The following is a 20,978-nucleotide window of genomic DNA, read 5'->3' as shown; positions in this document are numbered from 1 at the left end:
CCAAATCTTGATCGGCAACGACAGTTATCAGGACGCCTCTTCGGCCCTACTTGCCACGAGTATACGGACACGTTGGACAGTGAAGGGTGGGGAGATGCTTCAAACTCGCAAACTATCGGGGGCCATGACAGCCGTCTTCGTCATTGCCATGTCGGCATCGGCCTGCACCACGAGCCCAAACGACTCGATGCAAACGGGCTCGGTCGGGTATACCGCCCGGAGCGCTGACTTTGACCTCCGGCCTGCCTGCCGCGATGGATTCGGCAATGATCGTCCGTGCAGCTATTAGCGCGGGAAAAATTGGAAGTCTGATTGCAGCGATAGTTCGCCTCCAGCGATTGCCAGTCAGACGACTTCATCCGGCGGCATCATGCCCGATCGGCGCAGATTTCTAATAGCTGCAAGAACGCCCATCGCTCGGCCTGAACCCACCACCGCAGGCTGGGTTGAGCGGCAGATCCTCGTGGTAGTAGCCGATCGAGGAGGTTTGGTCGACGCTTCCGGACGAAGTGCAGGCCGAGATGATCGAGGCAAGGCTGATCAGCGTTCCGGTCGCGATAAATGCGAAAAATCGGTTCATCTGAGCTTCTCCTTCGGAGGGGTATCGTTTTACCCCAAGCGGGCAATCTACCACGCCACGGCGACGACAGACGAGGATTTATCGTGGCCGACCGGCCTTAGCGGCCCGATCTAACGCCAATGTGATCAGCGTGCAGGCCATCTCCTCAAGCCATGCACTGTCGCATAACTGTCATGTGAAATTGCCCATTGTTCCGGCAGTCTGGGCAAAATATATGCTGTCGGCTAACAAAAAAAAGAATGAGTGAATTGCCATGATTGCCATACAGAGACTTTTCCACCGCAATCTCCTGACCCGCTTCGTCTCCGGTCTCGGTGCGGTTCCCCAGCGCATTCGCGCCGCACGCGAAGAGCGCCAGCCCGCCATCCATCCATCCTTCATGGACGATTTCGGCGCCTAAGCGTCCAATACATTCCCCGGCCAACGGGTAGGGAAACGCCCCTACCCTCGCCGGCGCGCGTCCTTAGTTCACTGCGGGTGCAGCCGGTTCACCCCAGCTGGAAATGGCTTGGCCGGCCTTGGTCGCCACGCGCATGTCGTAGAGCGCGAGCGAAGCCTGGAGCTGCCGCATGTCGGTGCAGCGGTTGATGATGCCTCCGATATATTGCACGCAGTCGCTGGCGGTGCCCTGTACCGAGCCAGTCGCCCAATCCTTGACGACCCCGTCGGCGCCCACCAGGAAATAGGAAAGCCGGTTGTTCTGCGAAACGGTGGAGCTGCCGACCAGACCGACGAAATTCGTGCCGGTTTCGGTCTTGGCGCCGGGCGCCATGTGCCGGTAGATCGTCATGCCGTTCGTCAATGACGTCGCACCGATCATCGGCCCGAAGGTCGCTTCCGAGCCGGAAAGCCGCGCCATCGGCGACTGGCCGAGATTGGCGACCTCCGCATAGGGCTTGCCCAGCGCATAGCTGGTGTAAGAGCGGTTGGCGGCATTCTCCGCCTTTTCCGCCACCTGAGAGCAGCCCACCAGACCGACGGCGAGGCTGATCGAAAGAATTGCCAAGAATCGCATACTGCCCCCTTGCCGGCCGCACGATGTGCTGTACGGCCGCCGCTTGTTCCTTAACCCGCCATATTTGCTATCAGGTTTGCGGAATTTGGGAAGCGGTGGCGTCGCCACGTCGGTTGATGCGAGGCGAAGTATCGTTTGCCTGCGCTTTACCGGTGTGCCTGTCAGCCCCTCTGCCCGGCAGGGCAGAGGGGCTGGCCGCGGCATATCCTCTCCTCGTTACTCCACATTTTTCTCGCGATGCGCATGCGCCTGTCTTTTCCGCCGCAATAGCTTCACAATCAACCGACAGAAAGCTGTTCAGGGAAACGACAACCAAGGAATGAAAACATGGCGCCGATCTACACCAGAACTGTTCTGATGACTGCCCTTCTGGCCCTGCCGCTGACCGCCGCAGCGCCGGCATTCGCGCAGGAGGTAAAGCCGCGCGAGCCGGTGATCTCGGTGACGGGCGACGGCGAATCGTCCGCAGCGCCCGATATGGCCGTCCTCAATCTTGCCGTCGTCAAACAGGCGAAAACCGCCCGCGACGCGCTCGACGAGAACAACAAGGCGATGAACGAGGTGCTGACCGCGCTGAAGAGCGGCGGCATCGCCGAGCGCGATCTGCAGACCTCCGGCTTTTCCATCCAGCCACAATACAATTATCCGCAGCCCGTCGACGGCCAGCAGCAACAGCCGCAACTGGTCGGCTACCAGACCATCAATTCGGTCACCGTCAGGCTGCGCGATCTCGCCAAGCTCGGCCAGGTGATCGATCAGGCCGTCACCCTCGGCATCAACCAGGGCGGTGACATCCAGTTCACCAACGACAAACCGGAAGCCACTCTCGAAGAGGCACGCAAGGATGCCGTCGCCGATGCCGTTAAAAAAGCGAAGACGCTGAGCGAAGCCGCCGGCGTCAAGCTCGGCCGCATCCTCGAGATCAACGAGAATGTGCCGCGCGCCATGCCGCAGCCGGTCTATCGCGCCACGATGATGAAAGAGACCTCCGACACTGCCGTTCCCGTCCAGGGCGGCGAGAACAATTACAACGTCAGCGTCACCGTGACTTTCGCCATCGAGCAGTAAAAGGAGAGCACCGCGCGTTTGAAGAAACGTGCGGTGCTCAGGCTGCCGACAATACACGAGCAAAGTTCAGCGTGACACGACCTCCCACCGCTTGGAGATCGACGAGAGGCAGCCCTCTATCTGCGTAAACCGGACAGCAGTGGCACAATACCGAGGATGAGGCGGGGCGAGCGAGATTTGTCATAAACGGAGCGCTCCGCGTCTTTTCAGACCCGCAGCGCTGTAAAAAGTCTTTCAAAAAGAAAACCGCCCTTGCCGATCCGGGGAGACTGGCAAAGGCGGTTCTGGCCGCCGCATCGGGGAGACGAGGCGGTATTCTACTTGATATCAGCGGCGCAGGGCGGGGCAGCCGCGCACGTTGCCGAAGCTCATTTCATCGGGACCACGACGCGTCCAGCCCTGGACGATCACGCGGCGCGGGGTGATGTCGACGACGCGGGCGCGGCGGAAGCCGTAATCCCGGGCGAGATTTTCGGCGAGCTGCGGATTGCAGCCGCGCGACGGGCGGCCGTAGCCCGGAGGCGGACGGTCATAGCCCGGAGGCGGACGGCGGTAATCCTGTGGCGGACCACGGTCCGGCTCGCCGATAATGATATTCAACTGGGCGGCGGCCGGGGCCACCGTGCCGGCAAGAGTGCCGGCTGTCAGCATGACGGCAAGACCCGCCTTTGCCAAAAACTGCATCATCGAAAAACCTTTCGTTTGAAAGTCGGAGCGGTCGAGCCGCCCTCCCCACTCTCCACATTACGCCGAAGCGTCATTTGAGAATCACTCATACAGATCAGAGAAGAGACGGCTGAAAGTGTCGCCGTCAAGGCAAAACGGACCGGAAGCGCCGCTTCGGCGCCTCCGACCGCAGTCCTCAGCGCCGGATCAGCGGGCAGCCGCGGACATTCGCGAAGACCATTCTGTCCCAGCCGCGACGGTCGCGCCCTGCGACGACGACGACGCGCGGCGACAGGCGGGTGACATGGGCTCTCCGCAGGCCGAAATCGCGCGCCTTATTCACGGCGTGTATCGGCGAGCAGCCGCGGATCGGCCGATGGTATTGTGCCTCGACGACGAAGCTCGTCTGCGGCCCCGCGGCGGCGGCCGTGGAAACAGTGGCCGGAATGGTGCAGAGGGCGAGCAGAGCGGCAAGCGAAGCCTTGGTGAGGAAATGCGTCATGGATGTCTCCGTCGATTGAATTCCAGGCTCTCCCTTCAGGGATTGTGTCGACAGTAAACGTTGCAAAATGAATGGTGTTCGAACCGGGCATTCAGTTTGCATTCACAACAGCATGATGCCGAAAACGTCGGCGGTTTCCGGCACTATCGACTCTCTCTTTCGATGTTCAGGGGCTGAGATGCAGCACGATCTCGCGCCGGTGCGGCCGGTCTCGATGTTCGAAGAGATAGAGCCCCTGCCAGGTGCCGAGCATCAGCCGCCCCCTGGCGACGGGAATGCCGATGGAGACCTGCGTCAGCGCCGCCTTGATATGCGCCGGCATATCATCCGGCCCCTCGGCCCTGTGCACGATCCAGCTCATCTGAGGATCGGAGGCCGGCGGCACGAGGCGGCGGAAGAAGGAGAGAAGATCGGTGCGCACATCGGGATCGGCATTTTCCTGGATCAGCAGCGAACAGGATGTGTGGCGCACGAAGACGGTCAGAAGCCCCTCCTCCCGCCCCGAGGCGTTGACGAAAGCGCTCGCCTGGTCGGTGAATTCGTAAAGGCCCTGTCCGCGTGTGGACAGGCTAAGGATCGTCTGGGGCAAGGCGCTCTCCCATCTCGCAATGACATTCCCCGCGAGTTGGCGCACCGCTGGCGGCGAGTCAAGCTTGCCGGGGGAAGTCAAAGGTTGCCTGGCGCCATCAGAGCTTGAGCAGCATCTCGAAGCCGCCATAGATCATCCGCTTGCCGTCGAACGGCATCTGCCATTGGTCGCCCTTGAGCCTCGGATCCTCCATCACCTTGGCATTGACATCGTCGCGCTCCCGGCGCGAGCCGTAGACGATCCAGGAAAACACCACCACCTCATCCGCCTTCGCCTGCACGGCGCGGGGAAAGGAGGTCAGTTCGCCATAGGGCACGTCGTCGCCGATGCACTCGACATATTCGAGGGCGCCATATTCCTTCCAGATCGTGCCGGCAAAGGTCGAGAACTTCTTGTAGGCCCCGACATTCTCCTTCGGCACCGCGACGATGAAACCATCGACATAGGACATTGCACTCCTCCTCTCATGTGTCTGTTATTGCGGGGGAGATAGGAGCCTTGCCGAGCGGGTCCAGCCCGGTGGCGAGTGGTTGACCGCGCCGCGCTATCAGCTTCGGCCCGATCAGGGACCATTCACCAGCTTCAAGATCAGTTGCTGGATATTGCCGCCGTCACCCATTTCGATCTTGTCGAAGTCGCGGCCGCGCTGGCGCTGGCGCATCGAGATCTCGCCGAGGCGCCGGGTCAGCTCGACCCGGATCTTCTTGCAATCGGGGTCATCGGCAACGGTGAGGCCGATGCTCGTCGCCTCGATTTCCTTGACCATTTCCTTGATGGTCACGCCATGCACGCGTTCATGGGCCGCAACACCCGATATAAAGGCCTGCCAGCTGCTGTCGACGGCCGCCGGCAGCTCGCTCGCCGGCTTCGGCAGCGTGTAGGTGATGATGAGCTTCGGCCGGTTGGCCACGATCACACAGGCATTGCCCTGCGGTTCGTATTTCCTCGTCCAGGTCAGCTTGAACGTCGTATGCGCGATCACCCGGCCCGTGACCCCGGCTTTCGGTCCCCGCGCCCCGATCGATTCGTAGAGTTCGGCCCCGGTCTTGCCCGATATCGAATAGGGCCGCACCTCCTCGACCGCCTGCCATTCGGCGAGCGCTGCCGCCGGCGCCAACGCGAAAAACGCCGTCAGCGCAGAAGATAGAAAATGTCTCGTCACGCGCCGCCCCGCCAAATGATTCCCGCCGCCGAACCTAATGGGACCGCTCCCGTCTTTCAACGCGGTTGAACGAGGCGCAAGCATCAGCCCTGCAGCGTCTTGACCCTGGTGAGATCGGGGAAGAGCCGCATCCACAGGACGACGACGACGATCGTGCCGAGCCCGCCGACGACGCCGGTGGCGACCGGCCCGAGGGCTGCAGCCATCATGCCGGATTCGAATTCGCCGAGCTGGTTGGAGGTACCGATGAACAGCGAGTTGACGGCGCTGACACGGCCACGCATCTCGTCCGGCGTCAGAAGCTGTACCAGCGAGCTGCGCACGACAACGCTCACCGTATCGGAGGCGCCGACGACAAGCAGCGCCGCGACGGAAAGCGCAATATTGGTGGAGAGCGAGAAGACGATGGTGGCGACGCCGAACACCGCGACGGCGGCCAGCATCTTGCGCCCGACATTGCTTTCGAGCGGCCGGCGGGCAAGCACGATCGACATGGCGAGCGCGCCGATTGCCGGCGCTGCGCGCAGCAGGCCGAGGCCCCAGGGGCCGGCATGCAGGATATCGCGGGCAAACATCGGCAACAGCGCCGTGGCGCCACCGAGCAGCACCGCGAAGAGATCGAGCGAGATCGTGCCGAGCATGACAGGCCGGCTGCGGATGAAGGAGACGCCGGCAAAGACGGAAGCAAGCGTCACCGGCTCGCGCCTGGCAGGGCTCCATTGCATGCGGATCGAAATGACATTGAAGCTCGCAACGGCAAACAGCAGCGCCGCGATGGCAAAGGGCGCCACGGGATGAAGGCCATAGAGCAGGCCGCCGAGCGAGGGGCCGATGATCAGCGCCGTCTGCATCATCGAGGTGGACGTGGCGACCGCCTTCTGCAGCATCGAGGCCGGCACGATATTCGGCAGCAGCGCCGCCATGGTCGGCCGCTCGAAGGCGACGACGGCGCCAAGGACGGTGACGGCGGTAAGGATGCCGGCCGGCGTCAGCCATTGCTGCCAGGTGGCGATCGCCAGCACCAGCGCCGTCACCGCCTCGATCAACTGGCAGACAAGCCCGATGCGCCGCCGGTCGAACCGGTCGGCCACATGGCCAACGACAAAGGTCAGCACCGCCATCGGCAGGAACTGGCAGAAGCCGACGAGGCCGAGCGCAAAGGCGCTGTGCGTCTGATCGTAAATCATCCAGCCCATGGCGATGCCGATGGATTGGAAGGAAAGCGAGGAAAAGACGCGGGAGGCGGCGAAGTTCAGATAGCCGGGGTGGCGAAGAACGCTCCCCGGGCTTTGGGATATGTCCATTGCGATATCACCGGCCGACGCGGCGAAGCCGTGGCCTTCATGGGGTTTTCAAAAATATTGGCACGTGTTCTGCCCCAATAAATGGTTTGTCAATTGCAATGAGCTGTTGTCACCGGATTGTGCAATGCTCGGCCTCACAAAGTTAGCGCGGTTCCCTGGAGATGCTGAGATAGCCGGGGTCGAATTCGGCGATTTCCTGCAGGCGTTCCCAGTCGACGATGGTGATCGTCCGGTTCTCCCAGGTGAACACCCCCTCGCGCCTCAACGCCTGCAGCGTCTTGTTCAGATGGACGACGGAAACGCCGAGCACGTCGGCCATCTCGATCTGCGTCAACGGAAACTGGAAGCTTGCGCCGCGCGTCCGCTTCACCACCTGCAGCCGCACGAAGAGTTCGCAGACGAGGTGAGCGATATGGGCGCGTTTGGAGCGCCGGCCCATGGCGACGATCCATTCCCGGTGAATGGCGCCATCGACCAGCGTGTCGAGCCAGAGCAGCCGGGTCAGGTGCGGCATGCGCTCGGTGATCGCCCTGAGGTCGGCGTGATCGGCAAAGGCGACATGGCAGGACGACAGCGCAACGATGCCGTGATCCATCTTCTTGATCGGGAAAGCGTGCAGATCGACGAAATCGCCGGCGACATGCAGCGCCGTGATCTGGCGGCTGCCGTCGGCCATCACCTTGTAGCGCGCCGCAAAACCGTCGAGCAGTAGCGTGCTGTAGCCAGGCCTGCTTCCTTCGGAGACGAGATCCTCCCCGGCAGCAAAATACCTGTCTTTGACGATGATCGCCCTGAGATGGCTTTCCTCTTCATCCGACAGCACATCGCGGCTTCCAAGGTTGAGCAGCAGGGATTCAATCAAGGGCCTGCCCCCCGATATCGCGAGGGGCCCGACCGATTTCGATGCAACCCAGTTTTTCTATAAGAATCAATGCCTAGCCTCGGGAACAATTGTCTTCATCTGTGATTTCCCCTCTAACGCGTAGGGAAAAACCATGGCTCGCTACTATTTCGATCTACACAACGGGGAAGGTCCCACGCGCGATGAGCACGGCACCGAGCTCAGATCTCGTGAAGACATTCCGAAGGAAGTGACCCGCATCCTGCTGGATGTGGCCCGGGACGAACTGCCTGCGGGTGACCGCATGACGATCGCCGTCACCGTTCGCAACGAGAAAGGCGATCCGGTCACGGTTGCCAGCCTCGTCTTCAACAATGAATGGCTCGACATCTTGCGATAGCGGCCGCCGTTCAAGGGCTGCCGCCGGTCACACATACGCATCAATCCGACTCGGTCGATTGTGACGCGACGCTAAGACCCGTCTTCATAGCCGACAATTAAATTTGACATAGTCTTTCGATTGCTTCGGCTCGATCGACAGCTATTCAAGGCCGGCGCACCGATCGCGGTTCTTTCGAAATTTCTTCGAGAACCAGCCGGATTTCCGCCAGCGGCCGCCGGCTTTCATCGAAGAGTTCCACCGACAGCATATTCAAAGGCGCAGCCGGCAGGCCCTCGGCGGCCATCTCCGCGAGCACGCGCCGCGCCTCCGCTTTGGCAGCCTCGACGGAGTCGAAATCATATCCCGTCTCGGTCGCCCCGACGCCATCCCGATCGAAAAGCTGAAAGTAGAATTTCGGCACGACACATCCCCCGCTAGGTGAGCCTAACGGGCCGGCGGCAAACATGTTCCGCCGGAACGGCTGCAATGGGCGTCGTCAGAAGGTGCCGGCTTCCGGAGAGGCCATTTCCTCGATACCGTCGACACGGTCGGGGTAGAAGGCGAGATGGTCCTTGATATTGCTGACCGCGGCATTCGGCGCCTCATAGGTCCAGACGGCATTCTTCGACCGCTCGCCGCCTGCAATGATGCTGTAATAGGAGGCATCGCCCTTATAGGGGCAATGGCTGGTGTGGTCGGTGCGCTGCAGCAGCGACATGTCCACATCCCTCCGCGGAATATACTGCACCGGCGGATAGGAGGCCTCGCGCAGCGTCAGCGCATCGTGTGTATCGGCGATGATCTTGCCGCCGAGCGTGACGACGACGCGGGAGGGATTGTGCTCGACGGTGATCGGGTGGTCCGGCCCCGGGATCTTGATCGTCTTGTATGACATGGTGGTTCGTCTCCAGGAGATATCGGCCCCTTGGAGATAGGGCGGGCACGCTGCCGGCCCAAGGCCTGGAATGCCGCCTTTGCTGAAGTGTCGCTCCCTTAGAATTCAAAATGCCGCGATTCTACGCTCAGCATCGCCGTTTTCGGCGCCGCCGGCCAATGGTGCGCGAGCGCATCGGCCACCGTGGCGACCAACCTCTCCAAGTCCTCACCGGCCGAAGCATGCAAGGCCTCGGCAACGATCAGCACCGAGCGCGTCGCCGGCCGCACGGCCGAAAGCCCACTCTGCCGGTTCGTCCAGCGCCGCGCATGCGCGTTCCCCGCCCCGTCTGCGAAGATCACCTCATTCGGCTCCGGATGTTCGCTCACGCCGCCGAAGGTCAAATAGGTCTCGTCACCCCCAGCCCGCCGAACCTCGAGATCGCCGACGATCATTTCGGCGTCGAAGACGGCGATCGGGATGGCAAAAGCGAGCGAAATCGCATTGCAGAGATCGATGAGCGGATGCAGGCGCGGCAGCGCATGGTCCTGACGGAAGCGGCGCAGCAGCGCCTCGGAAGCGCAGCGATATTGCGTCGGCTTCAACCCCATACGGGAAAAGCCACGCCGCCAGGCCTGGATTTCGGGGAATTCGCCTTCCTGCGTTTCGGCCAGCCGGGCCTCTGCGATGGCACTGAAACCTGCGATCGCCTCCTCGACATTGGCATCCGCATCGATGCCTCCCGCATGGAGCGCACCGGCGAGAAGCTCCGGAAAGACCTGCCATATGGTATCGGAATGGCTGAACTGCATGGTCTATCTCCCCTCGACGCGCTTCACCGCGACACGGCTCCCGGCAAAGGCCAGCCCGAGCACAGCGGCCAGCACGCAGGCGATGCCGGCGATCTGGCCAAGCCCGACCGGCTCGCCAAGAATGATGAAGGCAAGCATGACGGCGGAAACCGGAGCAAGCGCGGTGAAGAGCGCAGCTTCCGTGCCGCTCACCCTCTCCGCCCCCGCATACCACAATAGAAATCCGCCGACGGTCGGCACCAGCGCATAATAGACGACGGCGGCGACCGCGCTTCCCGACATGCCTTCTGCGAGAGGCGCTTCGAAAACAGCCGGGATGACGGCGACGATGAAGCCAATACCGGTCATCAGCGCCGACTGGGCAAGCGGCGCGATTTCCGTTTTCAGTTTTTTGTTCAGCAGGATGAACACTCCCTCGCAGACCACCGCCAGGAAGATCAGCGCATTGCCGGCAAGCGAGCCTCCTGCGGCCTCCGGCGTGGCGGCGATCGACAGCACGCCTGCCGTCGCCAGCGCCACGGCGAGAAGCAGGCCACGCTGCGGCCGTTCGCCAAGCAGCAGGATGGAGATTGCGGCCGACACCACCGGCAGCGTGCCGATGATGACACCGGCATCGGCCGCCGAGGTCAGGCTGAGGCCAGAAATTAGCAGCGTCGTATAGCCGACGCTACCGGCCCCGGCTTGAATGACGAGGATGAGGCGGTCTTTTCCGGAGAGCTTCGGCAGCCGCGCGCCGGTCGCCCGCATCAGCACGAGAAAGATGGGAAAGGCGATGGCGAAACGCAACGCGGTGGCGCTGAACGGCGGCAGGCCTGATGCGATGAGTTTGCTTGATACAACCGTGCTTCCCACAGTCAGCATGGCCAGCGCCAGATAGAGATAACCTTGAACCTGTCTCGACATTCAGCGTCTCCTGTTGGACGCGCCGAGAAAACAGCAGGAGCCCGTCAAAGGTCTTGAACGAAATTGCAGGCCTAGCCTGAGGTTCAGAGAAAGCCGCCGGCATAGAGGCGCGGCGACAGGCCGTATTTGCGCACGAAGACGCGCGTCATATGGCTCTGATCGGCAAAGCCGCTGGCAAAAGCGGCTTCCGCCAGCGGCATGCCCTGAGCAATCAGCCGCCGTGCAATATGGATGCGGGCCTGGACGAGATAGGCATGTGGTGTCAGTCCGGTCGCCTTGGCAAAACCACGCAGCACCTGGAAGCGGCTGAGCCCACTTTCCCGGGAGAGATCGGCAAGCGAGACGGCGGCAAGCGGATCGTCATCGATCAGCTCTCGGGCCGCACGGATCGACGCCGGCACCGGCGGCCTCTGTTCGGCGCCGCCGCGCTCGCGCATGACGTCGGCGACAAGTTGCAGAAGCAGTTCCTCGCAGAGCAGCCCGTCCGCCGCGGCGCCGGTTGCCGCACGGAACAGCGTTTCGAAGCGGCCGGCGATCGCGCGGTTACGGATGACGGGATGCGGGATTTCCGATCGCCCTGCCCCGCCTTCGCCGATCTCGTGCGCCAGACCGGTGACGATGGCGGGATCGAAATAGAGGATGCGCCAGGACCGTCGCTGGCCGATCGGCGCGCCGTCATGCACTTCGTTCGGATTGACCGTGATGATGTCGCCGGCCTCTGCCTCCACCATGCCGCGACCGCTGAGCGAGGATTGTGCCCCGGCGGACATCAGGCCGATGCCAAATTGCTCATGCGTGTGGCGGGCGAAGCTGTGATGCGTTTCCGCCTCCACCGCTTCGACGCCTGTCAGCGCCGAGCGCAACATCCTGAACTGGTTTTTCGCCATCGTCTGTCCGCGGGTCCGATCGCCGGCCACTCTGCCAGCCGGACGGAGAGGAGGCAACGCCTAGAAGAACTCGTCGAGCAACTGATAGTAGTCGAGCCGTGCCGGATCCGTGGCCGGCATGCCGTAACGATCGAGGAAGGGCTGCACCAACGCCTCGCCGAAATTATAGGCGATGCTGCGGCAGGCGAGCGCGATATCCTGATAGCGGTCGGCGACGCCGAGGCGGCTGCAGTCGATATAGCCGGAAAATCCCTTTTCGGAGGCGATGAAATTCGGCAGGCAGGCATCGCCATGGGTGACGACGAGATCCTCGCGGCCTGGCCTTCTGCTTTCGAGTTCGGCAAACAGGGCCTCGGCGCTCTTTCCAAGTCGTGCCTCATCGAAATCGGTCTCGTCGACGATGCCGGCCTGCATCCGCGCTTTCGCCGCCGCAAGGCGTCTCTCCAGCCGATGATCGAAAGGGCAGGATGTGATCGGCAGCCGATGCAGGTCGAGAAGGGCTACCGCCAGCAGTTCGACCCGCGCAAACGGCGTCAGCGCCGACGCGCTGGCGAGGTCACGACCCGGCAGCGCGCTGATCAGCAGCCGGTTGTGCGCACCGTCGCTATCCTCTGCTATGACATCGGGACAGGGCAGACCGGACGCCTTGAGCCAACGAAGCCTGGCTGCCTCGTCGGCGAGCTCGCCGAAAGGAGCGGCCTGTTCGACCTTCAGATAAAGCGTCGGCAATCCGAGAGCTTCGAGCCGGAAGACGCTCGCCGCAGAACGTCCGAGCGCATCGCGCTCGAACCGGTATCCGGCCAGGCCGGCATCAAGCGCGCCCGCTGCCAGCAGTTGATTGTCTTGGGAATTCGACATGATATCCGTGCCATTGACACTGCCGCATTATCCCGACAGGGCGATGCACTGCAAGCGGCACGATCGGTCAGCGCATATCGGCGCTGGACGCCCTCTGCGACCTCAATGAACAGTTTCGGGGGGCGCGGCTTCGAGAAGGATTTCAAAAGCCTCTTCCAGAGCAGCCACCAGAATATCGGTCAGCTCGTCGCCTTTGTTTTCCAGGAACAGCGCGCTCACGGCTTCGTCCTGACGCTCAAGAAAACGCTCGATCTCGTTCGACATATCATTGTCCCTTCTTCACCGTAACCATCACGGCCATGAGAAGAGGCTAGGTGCGGTTCCTTGCGCGTGGCTTGTTCCTGATAAGACCGCAATCCAGGATCGCGAGGACTAGTCACGAATTTCATATTTCGCATACTGACTGCGGGGGATCAATCCGCCAACTTCGTGGGCAAACGACACGATTTTCGTCGCTCCCTCATCCAACTCGCAACGGAAGCGAACATGGTACCAGCCTCTAGCTGTGCCAAAGGCTGCATCCGGCACATCAAGGACGGTCCCGCTTCGCAACCCGAAACTGGGCAATGCGGACGGGAAGTAACTCGGCGAACCATGAACGAGTTGGGCCTGAAGCTCGGTAGTGCAGAGCGTGGCCACCCGCTCTTTGCGCGGGAGGCCATCGATCGCAGTCTGAGCAAGCAAATTGCCATCTCCCATGCGCGAAAACAGCGTTTTTGCCTTGGGCAGATCGTTGTTTTTAGCGACCGTTTTCGACTTTTCAGCGGTCGTCTGCTCCGGTGGTTTGGCCTGCTCGATACTCGTCGTGGCTTCGCCAGACACATCTGTCGGCGACCGATTGGGCTTCGGAGAAACCTCCGTTGTCGCAACCTCTGGAAGCTTCACATCATCCGGGACGGGCTTTGAAGCAGGCGTCTCGGTTTCAGGTTTTTCCGCAGCAGCCTGTGCCGGCCTCTGCTCCGGTTCCGCATCACGCTCCGGTGGAATTGATGCCGGTTTGGCTTCGCCTTGAGAAGATTTTCCCTCCAACGATTTTTCAGGGCCGCTGTTCTTATCACCAAACTCGATGACAGGGTTCAGGGTCGGCATCGGCCTCCCTTGCTGAGGCACTTTCTTAGTCGCCGGTGGCGGTGGTGGTGGTGGTGGTGGTGGTGGTGGCGGTGGTGGCTGCTTCTTGGCCTCTTCCGGCGGCTTCGGCTCCGGTGGTTTTTCCTCGGGCTTGGGCTCCGGCTTCTTTTCCTCCGGTGGCGGAACGAGTTCCACCTTCACGCTCTCGTCTTCCGCGGGCTTCGGATCGATCTTCGGCAGCCCGAAAATCAGAAGAGCAATGATGGGAATATGCGCGACAACGGACGCGACGATGCCCCAGCGGATTTCAGGCCGCTGTTTTCCCGTTTCATGCTGCGTTTCCGCTGGTTCCACGTCTTCTTCTGTCACAGCAGCGATGTGGCCTCTAAAGCCGGCAGCATCAAGCCACAAAAGAAAAAAACCGCGTGATCGCAGCAGCCATCTAACGTGCTACAGCGTCCTTTGCGCGTCCGAAAAGACGCGCGGCGCAATAGTGTCATTGGTCGGCGGCTCCATCGTCGGCCACCAGATCATGCGCCTGCCATTCGCTTTGCGGAATGGCATCGCCGATGAGAAAGGCGAAGGACGCGACCTTGCCGGAGGCGGCATTGAGCTCGCATTTGAACTGAATATTGTACCACTTCCGTTTGCTGCGGAAGGCGCCGCCCTTCACCTCGACGCTGTTGCCGCTGACCTTTTCCGCCGCCATCGCATACGGCGCGAGCGCATCCGGCGCCATCGCCGGCTGCGCGCGGCGGACCTGCTCCATCGCCTCCAGGTCACAGAGCTGCAGATTGCGCTCGCTGCCGGCAAGGCCGCGCAACGCCTCGCGGGCGCCGCGGCTGCGCGGATCTGACAACACCGTCTCCGAAAACAGCTGGCCCGCCTGGACGAATACACCAGGCTTCGGCGGCACCGGAGGGGCGGAAGCCACTTCAGGCGACCTCGCGGCCGCCGGCGCCTCCTCCTGATGCGGCGGAGCGATCTCCTGGACCGGCGCACTCGCATCCGGCTTTGCCGTAGCGGGTGCAGGCGTCGCGACCCGCTGCGCTATCGCAGAAGGTTTGGCGACTTCGGGAACGATATCAACCGTAATGCCGTCGTCCGGCAACGGTGCCGGCGGCTCAGGTCTCGGAAGCAGCAGGAGCAGCAGTGCAAGCATGACGGCATGCAGAGCGAACGAGGCGAAAGCGCCCCACTCGATGCCTTCGCCCCGATTTTCCCACACCAGTGCCATCGCTCAGGAAGCAGCTGTCGGACAATCGAAGGCGGCCATAAAACCCGGGAACGCTTTCATCAAGAGCCCTGCCGATACGCCACGAGGAATTAAGGACAGGGCGACAGTGCCAGTCTGACGCGAGTTGCGCAACGCTTATGACCGCCGATAGCGGTCCTTTGTCCCGATCAACCAAGTGAGCCGATGATCTCTCGATAGGCGGCCTCCGGGAATGCCTTCAGTGTCTGGGTGCGGACATTGCCGCCCATCGCGAGCGAGAGGCCAAACCGCGCCATCACGGCATCGTCAGGCGCTTCGCAGACAGCCACCATGTCGTGGCCGCCCATCGTCAGAAAGAACTGATTGAAGGAGCCGCCCATGTCGCCGAGCAATTTCTTCGCCGCATCCAGCCGTTTTGACGAGTCGCGAACGTTGCGCACACCTTGGTCCGTCCAGTTGATCAACACAATGTAAGTGGTCATTTCGCACCTCCCAACGGAGGATTCGCCCGACGCGGGCATGCACCGGTCCTCGCTCGCGCATCGCGATCGATTTCTTCCCCCGTGGCCGGACTATAATCTTGTCACCACCCAGCGACAAGAAAGCCGCCGGGATCATTGGTATTAGGCATGTCGCCCAAAAGTGTGCAGAAAGTCGAGATAACCCCGCGTCTGGGAATGCGTACAAAATTTCTTCGTACACAGAGCGTCAGTGCGCGCTCGCGTGGCACCTAAAAGCGGACCTCTAAACGTTCGACATGGCAGCAGATCACAGATTGAGACGAGGCGAGCAATGTGGGACCGAAACACCGGTTGCGAGATAACGACTGGATGACACAAAGACGGAAAGCAAAAAGCCGGACATGAAGCCCGGCTTTCGCAATCGTAGAGATCTTGTCGTCGCTCAGCTGTCGAGGAACGAGCGCAGCTTTCTGGAGCGGCTCGGATGCTTCAGCTTGCGCAGCGCCTTAGCCTCGATCTGGCGGATACGTTCGCGGGTGACCGAGAACTGCTGGCCGACTTCTTCGAGCGTGTGGTCGGTGTTCATGCCGATGCCGAAGCGCATGCGCAGGACGCGTTCCTCGCGCGGCGTCAGCGAGGCCAAAACGCGGGTCGTCGTTTCGCGCAGGTTCGCCTGGATGGCGGCGTCGATCGGCAGCAGCGCGTTCTTGTCCTCGATGAAATCGCCGAGATGCGAATCTTCTTCGTCGCCCACCGGGGTTTCGAGCGAGATCGGCTCCTTGGCGATCTTCAGGACCTTGCGGACCTTTTCGAGCGGCATCGCAAGCTTTTCGGCCAGTTCTTCCGGCGTCGGCTCGCGGCCGATCTCGTGCAGCATCTGGCGCGACGTGCGGACGATCTTGTTGATCGTCTCGATCATGTGCACCGGAATGCGGATCGTGCGGGCCTGGTCGGCGATCGAACGGGTGATCGCCTGACGGATCCACCATGTCGCATAGGTCGAGAACTTGTAGCCGCGGCGGTATTCGAACTTGTCGACCGCCTTCATCAGGCCGATATTGCCTTCCTGAATGAGGTCGAGGAACTGCAGGCCGCGGTTCGTGTACTTCTTGGCGATGGAGATGACGAGGCGAAGGTTTGCTTCGACCATTTCCTTCTTGGCGATGCGCGCTTCGCGCTCGCCCTTCTGCACCATATGCACGATGCGGCGGAATTCCGAGATCGAGATCCCGGTCTCGGTCGCCAGATTCTGGATTTCCTGGCGGATGTCGCGGATCGTCGTGTTTTCGCCCCTGGCGAATTCCTTCCAGCCGCGAGCAGCCAGATTGCCGATCGACTTCATCCAGTTCGGGTCGAGCTCGGCGCCCTGGTACTGCTCCAGGAAGGAGTCGCGCTTGACGCCATAGGATTCGGCCAGACGCAGCAGGCGGCCTTCGTTGGAAACGAGGCGCTTGTTGATGTCGTAGAGCTGCTCGACCAGAGCATCGATGCGGTTCTGGTTCAGGGACAGAGACTTGACGGCCTTGATGAGCTCATCCTTGAGTTCCTTGTAGCGGCGCTCCTGGGCGGTAGACAGCGTGCCGGAAGCCGACAGCCGCTGCTCGACCTGCTGGTCCTGCAGCTTGCGCAGCTTCTTGTAGGTCTCGGCGATCGTATCCAGCGTCTCCATCACCTGCGGGCGAAGCTCGGCTTCCATCGCCGCCAGCGAAAGGTTGGATTCGTCCTCGTCCTCTTCCTCCTCTTCGGGAGGCAGGCCTTCGCCGCCGACATCGGTAATGTCGTCGTCGCCGGAGCGGGCGCGGCGGGTCTTTTCCTTTTCCTCGGCGAGCTTGCGGTCGGCCTCGATCTTCTCCGGGCTCTGGAACTGCGGCGCAGCCTTGGCTTCAGGACCTGAATAGGTCGTTTCGAGATCGATGATCTCGCGCAGCAGCGTCGTGCCTTCGTTGAGTTCGTCGCGCCAGATGATCAGCGCCTGGAAGGTCAGCGGGCTCTCGCAGAGGCCTGCGATCATCGTTTCGCGGCCGGCCTCGATGCGCTTGGCGATCGCGATTTCGCCCTCGCGGGAGAGAAGCTCCACCGAGCCCATCTCGCGCAGGTACATACGAACAGGATCGTCTGTCCGGTCTGTCGGTTCTTTCTTCTTGGCGGTCGCAAGCGCCGTGCCGCTCGAAGGTGCGAGCTCGCCGCCTTCGCTGTCTTCGTCGCCACCGGCGTCGTCGTCATCGCCGCCACCGGAAGCGCCGGCTTCCTCGGCTTCTTCGTCCTCGATGACGTTGATGCCCATATCCGACAGCATCGACATCGTGTCTTCGATCTGCTCGGACGTCACTTCTTCGGACGGCAGGACGGCGTTGAGCTCGTCCATCGTCACATAGCCGCGCTTCTTGGCGGCCTTGATCATCTTCTTGACCGCGTCGTCGGAAAGATCGAGAAGAGGGCCGTCGCTTGCGCCGTCGCGTTCGACTTCCGCGTCTTCGTTCTCTTTGACCTTGGTTGCCATTTATATCGTCGCCTTCCTGACGCTATCCAATCTCGCTACGGTGAATGGGCCGTCTCAGGGCCTGACGCGTCGCTCGCGCCGCCCTCGAATCACCTTTGCCCACCTAACGGGATGACATTTAAAGCCTGATTAACCACGATCGCCGGCACCGGACAGCAAAGCTTTCTTGCTTTTGGATTTCCGGCCATGGTTGCGCGATCCGCCTTGACCCAGTTCACCGTTTCAACAAGTCGAACGGTGATTCCCACATTTTTTGTTCTCGTCAAGCTTTTCCAGAAAAAAAGCTCACGAAATATCGGAAAAAGCCTTATCCACAGGCTTTGAACCGCGGCAGCGATTGCGAAGCCTTATTTAAGATGCGGCGAACAAAAGACAAGGGCAGCAAATATTTTGCCCGCCATACCCGTTATTTCCACCATTTTTGCAGTTGTACCGATGATATATGCGCCCTCAGCCTGAAGAATCTAACGCGCCGCGCCGTCATAGGCCTTCACCGTCAGCGCCCCGAGATCGACCGCGGGAATGCAGCGCAGATTGATCGAGGCCATCGCCGCGCCATCCGGGGTCACGGCTTCACCAAACGGCGCGATGCCGCAATTGGCGCAGAAGTGATGCCGGATGACATGGCTGTTGAAAGTATAGGTCGAGAGATTGGCCTCGGGCGTCTTCAGCACCAGCTTGTCACGCGGCACGAAGGCGAGAAGCCCGCCCCGCCTGCGGCAGAGCGAGCAGTTGCAATCCAACGCCTCGGTGAATTCGCCTTCGACCTCGAAAGCAACGTTGCCGCAATGGCAGCTTCCTTCATAAATCATGTCGTCCTCCTCACATCCAATCCATGACGACCTTGCCGGAGTTGCCCGACCGCATCGCCTCGAAGCCATCGCGGAAATCGTCGATGCCGATCCGATGGGTGATGATGGGCGCAAGGTCGAGGCCGCCTTGGACGAAGGCGATCATCTTGTACCAGGTCTCGAACATCTCGCGGCCATAGATGCCTTTGAGATTGAGCATCTTGAAGATCACCTTGTTCCAGTCGATCTCGAAACCAGCAGGCGCGATGCCGAGAATGGCGATCTTGCCGCCATTGTTCATCTTGTCGATCATGTCGCGAAAGGCGGGGGCCGCTCCCGACATTTCAAGCCCGACGTCGAAACCCTCCGTCATGCCGATCGCCTTCATCACATCGGCGAGGTTTTCCTTGGAAGCATCGACGACGTGGTCAATGCCGAGTTTGCGCGCGAGATCCAGCCGGTGCGGATTGATATCGGTGATGACGACCTTGCGGGCGCCGGATCGCTTGGCGACGAGCGCGCCCATGATGCCGATCGGGCCGGCGCCGGTGACGAGCACGTCCTCGCCGACAAGATCGAAGGAGAGTGCGGTATGCACGGCATTGCCGAACGGGTCGAAGATTGCCGCGATCTCGTCTGATATATCGTCCGGGATCGGCACGACATTGCTTTCGGGGATGCAGACGAATTCGCCGAAGGAACCCGGGCGGTTGACGCCGACGCCAAGCGTGTTGCGGCAGAGATGCCCCCTGCCCGCCCGGCAGTTGCGGCACTTGCCGCAGACGATATGCCCCTCGCCGGAGACGCGCTCGCCCACATGATAGCGGGTGACCGCCGAACCGATCTCGGCGATCTCGCCGGAAAATTCATGGCCGACCACCATCGGCACCGGAATGGTCTTCTGTGCCCATTGGTCCCAGTTCCAGATATGGACGTCGGTGCCGCAGATCGCCGATTTCTTCACCCGGATCAGCACATCGTTCGGCCCGACCTCGGGCACCGGCACATTCTCCATCCAGAGCCCGACTTCCGGTTTCGCTTTGACCAGTGCCTTCATCATGTTCGACATATCTGTATTCCTTGGCCCCGTATCTGTCGCTGCCCCTCACCCGCCTGCCGGCCCCTTCTCCCCGCAAGCGGGGCGAAGGGATATGCAGCACCGTTTCCGCATTCTCAAGCGGTCCGTTGGGCACGTCCCCTCTCCCCGCGAGCGGGGAGAGGGTTAGGGTGAGGGGCAGCATCGCCTATTCTCAAATCACACCCAATTCCCGGCCTGCCTCGGCAAAAGCCGCGATCGCCCGCTCCACATCCGCCCGCGAATGCGCCGCCGACATCTGCGTGCGAATGCGGGCCTGGCCTTTCGGCACCACGGGGAAGGAGAAGCCGATCACATAGATCCCCTTCTTCAGCATCAGGCCCGCCATGTCCTGGGCGAGCTTGGCGTCACCCAGCATGACGGGGATGATCGGATGGCCTTCGCCGGCAAGCGTGAAACCGAGCTTGGTCATCTCTGTGCGGAAGAGATCGGCATTATCGGAAAGACGCTTGCGCAAGATATCGCCGTTTTCGATGAGATCGAACACCTTGAGCGAGGCCGCGGCGATGACTGGCGCCAGCGTGTTCGAGAACAGATAGGGCCGCGAGCGCTGCCGCAGCCATTCGACGACTTCAGCCTTGGCCGAAGTGTAACCGCCCGAGGCACCGCCGAGCGCTTTGCCGAGCGTGCCGGTGATGACGTCGATCCGGCCCTCGACACCGCAATGTTCGGCCGAACCGCGGCCGTTCTTGCCGACGAAGCCGACGGCGTGGCTGTCATCGACCATGACCATCGCGCCGTATTTTTCGGCGAGATCGCAGACACCGCCGAGATTGGCGATGATGCCATCCATCGAGAAGACGCCGTCGGTGGCGACCAGCTTGAAGCGGCTGCCTTCGGCCTTTTTCAATTCCTCTTCGAGTGCTGCCATGTCGTTGTTGGCGTAGCGGAAACGCTTGGCCTTCGAAAGCCTGACGCCGTCGATGATCGAGGCGTGGTTCAGCGCGTCCGAGATGATCGCGTCCTCTTCGGACAGCAGCGTTTCGAACAGGCCGCCATTGGCATCGAAGCAGGAGGAATAGAGGATCGTGTCTTCCATGCCGAGGAAGGCGGAGATGCGCGCCTCGAGTTGCTTATGCTCCTCCTGCGTGCCGCAGATGAAGCGCACCGAAGCCATGCCATAACCGTAGCGGTCGAGCGCCTGCTTGCCGGCCTCGGCCAGTTCCTCGTTGTCGGCAAGGCCGAGATAGTTGTTGGCGCAGAAATTCAGCACCCGCTCGCCGGTGGAAATGCCGATCTCGCCCGCCTGCTTGGAAGTGATGACCCGCTCGGATTTATAGAGGCCGGCATCCTTCAGCACCGAAATCTCGTTGCGGAGATGGGAGAGAAATTGCGAGGTCATGGGGCGGCCCTTCGTGAAGATTTCCGTGCCAGCCGGGTTAGCATATCGCCGCCGGCTTGTC

General features: G+C 61.5%; 27 protein-coding genes. 4 read left to right on the top strand and 23 right to left on the bottom strand.

Features of this window, described 5'->3' with window-relative positions:
• Window positions 1–94: 94 nt before the first annotated feature.
• The gene (locus FHT69_RS34040) at window positions 95–289 is read left to right on the top strand and encodes a hypothetical protein (RefSeq protein ID WP_080759842.1); all 195 of its coding nucleotides are present in this window, start codon (window positions 95–97) and stop codon (window positions 287–289) included.
• Between the two features lie 102 nt (window positions 290–391).
• Here the strand turns inward: FHT69_RS34040 and FHT69_RS02510 are convergent, their stop codons facing one another.
• Window positions 392–580 (bottom strand): hypothetical protein, encoded by a 189-nt coding sequence (locus tag FHT69_RS02510; RefSeq protein ID WP_028756005.1) that lies wholly within the window; start codon window positions 578–580, stop codon window positions 392–394.
• 253 nt (window positions 581–833) lie between these two features.
• On the opposite strand from FHT69_RS02510, the gene FHT69_RS02505 reads away from it, so the two are divergent.
• Window positions 834–980: a hypothetical protein gene (locus FHT69_RS02505; RefSeq protein ID WP_183904870.1), complete on the top strand. Its 147-nt coding sequence runs from the start codon at window positions 834–836 to the stop codon at window positions 978–980.
• A 63-nt stretch (window positions 981–1,043) separates the two neighbouring features.
• On the opposite strand, the gene FHT69_RS02500 is transcribed toward FHT69_RS02505, so the two are convergent.
• Window positions 1,044–1,595, bottom strand: a complete 552-nt coding sequence (locus FHT69_RS02500; RefSeq protein ID WP_183904869.1) for a hypothetical protein — start codon at window positions 1,593–1,595, stop codon at window positions 1,044–1,046.
• Window positions 1,596–1,922: 327 nt separating this feature from the next.
• On the opposite strand from FHT69_RS02500, the gene FHT69_RS02495 reads away from it, so the two are divergent.
• Window positions 1,923–2,663 (top strand): SIMPL domain-containing protein, encoded by a 741-nt coding sequence (locus FHT69_RS02495; RefSeq protein ID WP_183904868.1) that lies wholly within the window; start codon window positions 1,923–1,925, stop codon window positions 2,661–2,663.
• A 327-nt stretch (window positions 2,664–2,990) separates the two neighbouring features.
• Here the strand turns inward: FHT69_RS02495 and FHT69_RS02490 are convergent, their stop codons facing one another.
• The 7 genes from FHT69_RS02490 to FHT69_RS02460 all read right to left on the bottom strand — a co-directional run bounded on the left by FHT69_RS02490 (window position 2,991) and on the right by FHT69_RS02460 (window position 7,748).
• A complete protein-coding gene (locus FHT69_RS02490; RefSeq protein WP_018242957.1) occupies window positions 2,991–3,350 on the bottom strand; it encodes a hypothetical protein in 360 nt (119 codons plus the stop codon).
• 175 nt (window positions 3,351–3,525) lie between these two features.
• A complete protein-coding gene (locus tag FHT69_RS02485; protein WP_097542121.1) occupies window positions 3,526–3,831 on the bottom strand; it encodes a hypothetical protein in 306 nt (101 codons plus the stop codon).
• A 166-nt stretch (window positions 3,832–3,997) separates the two neighbouring features.
• Window positions 3,998–4,420: a secondary thiamine-phosphate synthase enzyme YjbQ gene (locus tag FHT69_RS02480; protein WP_063474569.1), complete on the bottom strand. Its 423-nt coding sequence runs from the start codon at window positions 4,418–4,420 to the stop codon at window positions 3,998–4,000.
• 97 nt (window positions 4,421–4,517) lie between these two features.
• Window positions 4,518–4,871 (bottom strand): DUF1428 domain-containing protein, encoded by a 354-nt coding sequence (locus FHT69_RS02475; protein WP_132572656.1) that lies wholly within the window; start codon window positions 4,869–4,871, stop codon window positions 4,518–4,520.
• 111 nt (window positions 4,872–4,982) lie between these two features.
• Window positions 4,983–5,582: a DUF922 domain-containing Zn-dependent protease gene (locus tag FHT69_RS02470; protein WP_097630794.1), complete on the bottom strand. Its 600-nt coding sequence runs from the start codon at window positions 5,580–5,582 to the stop codon at window positions 4,983–4,985.
• Window positions 5,583–5,665: 83 nt separating this feature from the next.
• Entirely contained in the window at window positions 5,666–6,886 is a 1,221-nt protein-coding gene (locus tag FHT69_RS02465; RefSeq protein ID WP_168334180.1) for an MFS transporter, read from the bottom strand.
• Between the two features lie 142 nt (window positions 6,887–7,028).
• Window positions 7,029–7,748, bottom strand: coding sequence for a Crp/Fnr family transcriptional regulator (locus FHT69_RS02460; RefSeq protein ID WP_028756013.1), 720 nt, complete (start codon window positions 7,746–7,748; stop codon window positions 7,029–7,031).
• Window positions 7,749–7,881: 133 nt separating this feature from the next.
• Between FHT69_RS02460 and FHT69_RS02455 the strand changes: the two genes are divergently transcribed.
• A complete protein-coding gene (locus FHT69_RS02455; protein WP_028756014.1) occupies window positions 7,882–8,127 on the top strand; it encodes a DUF6894 family protein in 246 nt (81 codons plus the stop codon).
• Between the two features lie 145 nt (window positions 8,128–8,272).
• Here the strand turns inward: FHT69_RS02455 and FHT69_RS02450 are convergent, their stop codons facing one another.
• The 14 genes from FHT69_RS02450 to FHT69_RS02385 all read right to left on the bottom strand — a co-directional run bounded on the left by FHT69_RS02450 (window position 8,273) and on the right by FHT69_RS02385 (window position 20,917).
• Window positions 8,273–8,530: a DUF6894 family protein gene (locus FHT69_RS02450; protein WP_183904867.1), complete on the bottom strand. Its 258-nt coding sequence runs from the start codon at window positions 8,528–8,530 to the stop codon at window positions 8,273–8,275.
• A gap of 75 nt (window positions 8,531–8,605) precedes the next feature.
• The gene (locus FHT69_RS02445; RefSeq protein ID WP_183904866.1) at window positions 8,606–9,004 is read right to left on the bottom strand and encodes a DUF427 domain-containing protein; all 399 of its coding nucleotides are present in this window, start codon (window positions 9,002–9,004) and stop codon (window positions 8,606–8,608) included.
• 98 nt (window positions 9,005–9,102) lie between these two features.
• Window positions 9,103–9,795, bottom strand: a complete 693-nt coding sequence (locus FHT69_RS02440; RefSeq protein ID WP_097542117.1) for a B3/4 domain-containing protein — start codon at window positions 9,793–9,795, stop codon at window positions 9,103–9,105.
• Between the two features lie 3 nt (window positions 9,796–9,798).
• Window positions 9,799–10,698, bottom strand: a complete 900-nt coding sequence (locus FHT69_RS02435; protein ID WP_028758341.1) for a DMT family transporter — start codon at window positions 10,696–10,698, stop codon at window positions 9,799–9,801.
• 83 nt (window positions 10,699–10,781) lie between these two features.
• Entirely contained in the window at window positions 10,782–11,585 is an 804-nt protein-coding gene (locus tag FHT69_RS02430) for a helix-turn-helix transcriptional regulator (protein WP_097542372.1), read from the bottom strand.
• A gap of 60 nt (window positions 11,586–11,645) precedes the next feature.
• On the bottom strand, window positions 11,646–12,443 hold the full coding sequence (locus FHT69_RS02425; protein ID WP_097542116.1) for an APH(3')-II family aminoglycoside O-phosphotransferase: 798 nt from the start codon (window positions 12,441–12,443) through the stop codon (window positions 11,646–11,648).
• Between the two features lie 102 nt (window positions 12,444–12,545).
• On the bottom strand, window positions 12,546–12,707 hold the full coding sequence (locus FHT69_RS02420) for a hypothetical protein (RefSeq protein WP_165932205.1): 162 nt from the start codon (window positions 12,705–12,707) through the stop codon (window positions 12,546–12,548).
• Window positions 12,708–12,815: 108 nt separating this feature from the next.
• Window positions 12,816–13,922: a DUF930 domain-containing protein gene (locus FHT69_RS02415; protein WP_183904865.1), complete on the bottom strand. Its 1,107-nt coding sequence runs from the start codon at window positions 13,920–13,922 to the stop codon at window positions 12,816–12,818.
• Window positions 13,923–14,007: 85 nt separating this feature from the next.
• Window positions 14,008–14,748, bottom strand: coding sequence for a DUF930 domain-containing protein (locus tag FHT69_RS02410; protein WP_047611083.1), 741 nt, complete (start codon window positions 14,746–14,748; stop codon window positions 14,008–14,010).
• A 167-nt stretch (window positions 14,749–14,915) separates the two neighbouring features.
• On the bottom strand, window positions 14,916–15,209 hold the full coding sequence (locus tag FHT69_RS02405) for a GYD domain-containing protein (protein WP_018242976.1): 294 nt from the start codon (window positions 15,207–15,209) through the stop codon (window positions 14,916–14,918).
• Window positions 15,210–15,630: 421 nt separating this feature from the next.
• Window positions 15,631–17,688 (bottom strand): RNA polymerase sigma factor RpoD, encoded by a 2,058-nt coding sequence (rpoD, locus tag FHT69_RS02400; RefSeq protein ID WP_047611085.1) that lies wholly within the window; start codon window positions 17,686–17,688, stop codon window positions 15,631–15,633.
• A gap of 464 nt (window positions 17,689–18,152) precedes the next feature.
• Window positions 18,153–18,500, bottom strand: a complete 348-nt coding sequence (locus FHT69_RS02395) for a GFA family protein (protein ID WP_063474559.1) — start codon at window positions 18,498–18,500, stop codon at window positions 18,153–18,155.
• 10 nt (window positions 18,501–18,510) lie between these two features.
• On the bottom strand, window positions 18,511–19,548 hold the full coding sequence (tdh, locus tag FHT69_RS02390; RefSeq protein ID WP_028758333.1) for an L-threonine 3-dehydrogenase: 1,038 nt from the start codon (window positions 19,546–19,548) through the stop codon (window positions 18,511–18,513).
• A gap of 181 nt (window positions 19,549–19,729) precedes the next feature.
• Window positions 19,730–20,917 (bottom strand): glycine C-acetyltransferase, encoded by a 1,188-nt coding sequence (locus tag FHT69_RS02385; RefSeq protein ID WP_097594202.1) that lies wholly within the window; start codon window positions 20,915–20,917, stop codon window positions 19,730–19,732.
• Window positions 20,918–20,978 lie beyond the last annotated feature (61 nt).

Source organism: Rhizobium sp. BK008 (genome assembly GCF_014197345.1).
In the GTDB taxonomy this organism is placed as follows: domain Bacteria; phylum Pseudomonadota; class Alphaproteobacteria; order Rhizobiales; family Rhizobiaceae; genus Rhizobium; species Rhizobium anhuiense.
The sequence above is the reverse complement of the archived record's forward strand: the minus strand, read 5'-3'. Positions and strand labels throughout refer to the sequence as shown.

Excerpts from the sequence above, each read along its gene's own strand:
- FHT69_RS02410 (WP_047611083.1), bottom strand. The coding sequence starts at position 14,748 with ATGGCACTGGTGTGGGAAAATCGGGGCGAAGGCATCGAGTGGGGCGCT.
- FHT69_RS02455 (WP_028756014.1), top strand. The coding sequence starts at position 7,882 with ATGGCTCGCTACTATTTCGATCTACACAACGGGGAAGGTCCCACGCGC.
- FHT69_RS02505 (WP_183904870.1), top strand. The coding sequence starts at position 834 with ATGATTGCCATACAGAGACTTTTCCACCGCAATCTCCTGACCCGCTTC.
- FHT69_RS02510 (WP_028756005.1), bottom strand. The coding sequence starts at position 580 with ATGAACCGATTTTTCGCATTTATCGCGACCGGAACGCTGATCAGCCTT.
- FHT69_RS02435 (WP_028758341.1), bottom strand. The coding sequence starts at position 10,698 with ATGTCGAGACAGGTTCAAGGTTATCTCTATCTGGCGCTGGCCATGCTG.
- FHT69_RS02445 (WP_183904866.1), bottom strand. The coding sequence starts at position 9,004 with ATGTCATACAAGACGATCAAGATCCCGGGGCCGGACCACCCGATCACC.
- FHT69_RS02395 (WP_063474559.1), bottom strand. The coding sequence starts at position 18,500 with ATGATTTATGAAGGAAGCTGCCATTGCGGCAACGTTGCTTTCGAGGTC.
- FHT69_RS02420 (WP_165932205.1), bottom strand. The coding sequence starts at position 12,707 with ATGTCGAACGAGATCGAGCGTTTTCTTGAGCGTCAGGACGAAGCCGTG.
- FHT69_RS02465 (WP_168334180.1), bottom strand. The coding sequence starts at position 6,886 with ATGGACATATCCCAAAGCCCGGGGAGCGTTCTTCGCCACCCCGGCTAT.
- FHT69_RS02500 (WP_183904869.1), bottom strand. The coding sequence starts at position 1,595 with ATGCGATTCTTGGCAATTCTTTCGATCAGCCTCGCCGTCGGTCTGGTG.
- FHT69_RS02405 (WP_018242976.1), bottom strand. The coding sequence starts at position 15,209 with ATGACCACTTACATTGTGTTGATCAACTGGACGGACCAAGGTGTGCGC.
- FHT69_RS02490 (WP_018242957.1), bottom strand. The coding sequence starts at position 3,350 with ATGATGCAGTTTTTGGCAAAGGCGGGTCTTGCCGTCATGCTGACAGCC.
- FHT69_RS02385 (WP_097594202.1), bottom strand. The coding sequence starts at position 20,917 with ATGACCTCGCAATTTCTCTCCCATCTCCGCAACGAGATTTCGGTGCTG.
- FHT69_RS02430 (WP_097542372.1), bottom strand. The coding sequence starts at position 11,585 with ATGGCGAAAAACCAGTTCAGGATGTTGCGCTCGGCGCTGACAGGCGTC.
- rpoD (WP_047611085.1), bottom strand. The coding sequence starts at position 17,688 with ATGGCAACCAAGGTCAAAGAGAACGAAGACGCGGAAGTCGAACGCGAC.
- FHT69_RS02495 (WP_183904868.1), top strand. The coding sequence starts at position 1,923 with ATGGCGCCGATCTACACCAGAACTGTTCTGATGACTGCCCTTCTGGCC.
- FHT69_RS34040 (WP_080759842.1), top strand. The coding sequence starts at position 95 with ATGCTTCAAACTCGCAAACTATCGGGGGCCATGACAGCCGTCTTCGTC.
- FHT69_RS02485 (WP_097542121.1), bottom strand. The coding sequence starts at position 3,831 with ATGACGCATTTCCTCACCAAGGCTTCGCTTGCCGCTCTGCTCGCCCTC.
- FHT69_RS02440 (WP_097542117.1), bottom strand. The coding sequence starts at position 9,795 with ATGCAGTTCAGCCATTCCGATACCATATGGCAGGTCTTTCCGGAGCTT.
- FHT69_RS02475 (WP_132572656.1), bottom strand. The coding sequence starts at position 4,871 with ATGTCCTATGTCGATGGTTTCATCGTCGCGGTGCCGAAGGAGAATGTC.
- tdh (WP_028758333.1), bottom strand. The coding sequence starts at position 19,548 with ATGTCGAACATGATGAAGGCACTGGTCAAAGCGAAACCGGAAGTCGGG.
- FHT69_RS02425 (WP_097542116.1), bottom strand. The coding sequence starts at position 12,443 with ATGTCGAATTCCCAAGACAATCAACTGCTGGCAGCGGGCGCGCTTGAT.